General features: G+C 71.9%; 5 protein-coding genes and 1 pseudogene. 4 read left to right on the plus strand and 2 right to left on the minus strand.

Annotated features, from left to right (window positions below):
• Window positions 1–370, plus strand: a 370-nt coding sequence (locus tag ACOADB_RS20140) for a beta-propeller domain-containing protein (protein ID WP_378602604.1), incomplete at its 5' end; no start/stop codon positions are given.
• Here ACOADB_RS20140 and ACOADB_RS20145 read toward each other — a convergent pair.
• Complete coding sequence (locus ACOADB_RS20145; protein ID WP_378602607.1) at window positions 367–1227, minus strand: alpha/beta hydrolase; 861 nt, start codon at window positions 1225–1227, stop codon at window positions 367–369. The genes ACOADB_RS20140 and ACOADB_RS20145 overlap by 4 nt on opposite strands.
• Before the next feature lie 40 nt (window positions 1228–1267).
• On the opposite strand from ACOADB_RS20145, the gene ACOADB_RS20150 reads away from it, so the two are divergent.
• Window positions 1268–1534, plus strand: coding sequence for a DUF2277 domain-containing protein (locus tag ACOADB_RS20150; RefSeq protein WP_378602609.1), 267 nt, complete (start codon window positions 1268–1270; stop codon window positions 1532–1534).
• The gene (locus ACOADB_RS20155) at window positions 1512–2336 is read left to right on the plus strand and encodes a Sir2 family NAD-dependent protein deacetylase (protein ID WP_378602612.1); all 825 of its coding nucleotides are present in this window, start codon (window positions 1512–1514) and stop codon (window positions 2334–2336) included. Before ACOADB_RS20150 ends, ACOADB_RS20155 begins: the two co-directional genes overlap by 23 nt.
• 3 nt (window positions 2337–2339) lie before the next feature.
• Here the strand turns inward: ACOADB_RS20155 and ACOADB_RS20160 are convergent, their stop codons facing one another.
• Window positions 2340–3026 (minus strand): metal-dependent transcriptional regulator, encoded by a 687-nt coding sequence (locus ACOADB_RS20160; protein ID WP_378602615.1) that lies wholly within the window; start codon window positions 3024–3026, stop codon window positions 2340–2342.
• Between the two features lie 115 nt (window positions 3027–3141).
• On the opposite strand from ACOADB_RS20160, the pseudogene ACOADB_RS20165 reads away from it, so the two are divergent.
• Window positions 3142–3330 (plus strand): annotated as a pseudogene (locus tag ACOADB_RS20165) (hypothetical protein); the annotation flags it as partial.

The following is a 3330-nucleotide window of genomic DNA, read 5'->3' on the forward strand; positions in this document are numbered from 1 at the left end:
GGTCGGTGAAGGCCCTGACGGCAAGGGTGGCTGGGGTGCCCAGATCGGCCTGTTCAACGTCCGCGACGTCACCCACGTGCGGCGGATGGACATCCACAACTACGGCCCCGACACGACCGCCCGCGCCGGCCTCGACCCGCGCGCCTTCACCTGGCTGCCTGACGAGCGCACGGCGCTGACGGTGCTCGAGAAGTACACGAGCCGTCGCATCGGCTACGTCTCCGTCGTCAAGGTCAAGGACGGCAAGCTCCACGAGCGCCTCCAGCAGGTGGAGTACGGCGACGACGTGGACGACGTCCGCGCGCTGCCCATGCCCGACGGCCGGGTGGTGGTAGTGACCGGCGAGGACGCGCAGTTCTTCGAGCTCTAGGAAGTGGGCTGGCCCCGAATCCAGGCGGCGACAGCCTCGTGGAGCGCGGCGGGCAGGGCGTCGCCGTCGAGGAGCAGTCGGTAGCCGTGGCCGGACTCGGCCGGCTCGAACCGGCTGCCCGCCGGTGCCTGGTCGGCGATCGACTGCGACCCGGCAACCGCCTCCTCACCCTCGTCATCGGCCATCGACACCAGGACCGGGACCCGGAGGGCACGTCCGCCGTCGATGACCTCGAGGCCAGCCCAGTCCACCGGGCCGGACAGGTCGACGGCCGCATCGATCTTCGCGTCACTTGCCGCCGCCATCAGGGCAACGCTGCCGCCCATCGATGCGCCGACCACGACCACCCGGGTCGCCCCCAGTCCGGTCCGCGCCTCGCGCACGGCCACGCCGACCGCGTCGGCCTGCCCCGGCCCCGACCGCCGGCCACCGTTGCAGGTCGATTCGCCGTACCCGCACAGGTCGATCGCCAGCACCTGGACGCCCGGCTCGGCAAGGAGGTCGGCGGCGTACGGCAACCAGCCGCACAGGCCGTTGCCGTCGGTCTGGTGGAGCAGGATCGCGACCGTCGGCCCGGTCCCGGCCCTCACGGCACTGACCTTCCCGATCCGCTCGTCCTGCAGCACCGTCGGCGTGAACCCCGCGTCGGCCACGTCGGCGGGCTGTGGTCCGCAGCGGCTCAGGGGGCCGTCGAGGGCCTGCCAGGGCTCCTGGCTGGGCGCGGCGCTCGTCCCCGTCGTGGTCGTCGGCCGGCTGGCCGCGTCGCGCCCGCCCTCCGGGTCGTCCTCTCCCCCGCAGCCGCCGAGCAACAGGCTCGCCGCGAGGATGACCGACACCGTCCCGATCCGAGATCTCATCGGGTCATTGTGCGCCCCCGGCTCGGCGTAGGCTCGGAACATGTGCCGCAACATCCGGACACTCCACAACTTCGAGCCGCCGGCGACCAACGACGAGGTGACGGCCGCTGCCCTGCAGTACGTCCGCAAGGTCAGCGGATCGACCAGGCCGAGCCAGGCCAACCAGGCCGCGTTCGACAAGGCCGTCGCCGAGATCGCCCACATCACCCAGCACCTGCTGGAGGACCTCGTCAGCGCGGCGCCTCCGAAGGACCGCGAGATCGAGGCCGCGAAGGCCCGCGAACGTGCCAAGCTCCGTTACGGCTGAGGCCGCCCTCGAGCAGTGTGCGCGCGGACGACTGGTGGTGCTCACCGGCGCGGGACTCTCGACCGACTCGGGCATCCCTGACTACCGCGGCCCGGACGCGCCCGCGCGGATGCCGATGACCTTCCAGGAGTTCGTCGCCAGCCCGACCGCCCACCAGCGGTACTGGGCGCGCAGCCACCTCGGCTGGGCCCGGATGGGCCACGCCACCCCCAACCCCGGCCACGTTGCCGTCGCAGCGCTCGGCGCCGACCTGGTCATCACCCAGAACGTCGACGGCCTCCACGAGGCCGCCGGCACCCCGCACCTGATTGCCCTGCACGGCCGCGTCGCCGACGTCGTCTGCCTCTCCTGCAGGAGTACGACGTCACGGATCGCGCTGCAGGAACGACTCGAGCGCGCCAACCCCGGCTGGGCCGCCCGGCATGCGGAGGTGGCGAACCGCCCGGACGGCGATGTCGCCCTCGAGGAGACAGCCGGGTTCGTCGTACCCCCGTGCGAGGAGTGCGGCGGCCTGCTGAAGCCCGATGTCGTGTTCTTCGGCGAGAACGTGCCGAAGGACCGGGTCGAACGCTGCTACGCGGCGGTCGAGGCCCTCGCCGAGGCGGGCGGCACGCTGCTGGTTGCCGGATCCAGCCTGACCGTGATGAGCGGGCTGCGGTTCGTGCGGCGTGCCGCGCAGCGCGACGTACCCGTGGTGATCGTCAACCGCGGGCCGACCCGCGGCGACGCACTGGCCACCCACCTGGTTGCCGAGGGCACCAGTGAGTGGCTGCCGCGACTGGCAGCCGTCAGGAAGACCTGAGGCTCAGAGCCGCTTCACGAAGATGTGGTCGGCGGCCTCGGGGAAGATCTCGGCGGTCTCGCCACCGGAACCCACCAGCACGCCGTCGGCGGTGGCCTGGATCGTGATCGTCTTGTCGGGCAGCGCGCCGACGCGACGCATGGCGCTCATCAGCGCCTCGTCCTTCTGCATCTCCTCGGAGATGCGGCGGACCAGGGCGCGGGAGACCTCCGGGCCGGCGGCCTTGGAGAGCGGCTCGACGCCGGCCATGAAGGTCTCGCCGACCTTTTCCTCACCCAGCTCCGCAAGGCCGGGGATCGGGTTGCCGTACGGCGACTCGGTCGGGTGGTTGAGGAGCTTCAGCAGGCGGCGCTCCACGGTCTCGGACATGACGTGCTCCCAGCGGCACGCCTCCTCGTGGACGAGCTCCCAGTCCAGGCCGATGACGTCGACGAGGAGGCGTTCGGCGAGGCGGTGCTTGCGCATGACGCGGGTCGCGAGGCGCTGGCCGTCCTCGGTGAGCTCGAGGTGGCGGTCGCCCTCCACCGTGAGCAGGCCGTCGCGCTCCATGCGGGCGACCGTCTGCGAGACCGTCGGTCCGCTCTGGTGCAGGCGCTCGGCGATACGGGCGCGCAGCGGCGTGATGCCCTCCTCGATCAATTCGTAGATCGTGCGGAGGTACATCTCGGTGGTGTCGATGAGATCGCTCACGAAACCATTCTGTCCTATTGACCGAGCATGTCTCCGGCGCAGGGGGGCAGCAAGCTGCCGCCGACGTCTCCCGCCACGCTGCCGGTGTCCTATAGGGGGGTGGCAGGCTTGGCGCGTGACCACGCTCGCTGTCCCCCGCCGCTTCAACGGTCCGCCCCGCTCCGGCAACGGAGGCTGGGTCGCCGGCGCGCTCGCGGCCACGCTCCCCGGCCAGGGGATCGGTCGCCCCGTCACTGTGACCCTGCGGCAACCGCCGCCGCTCGAGACGCCGATGCAGCTCACCGCGACGGCCGCCGGAGCGACG

The organism is Nocardioides sp. CPCC 206348 (assembly GCF_048654705.1).
Classification (GTDB): Bacteria; Actinomycetota; Actinomycetes; order Propionibacteriales; family Nocardioidaceae; genus Nocardioides.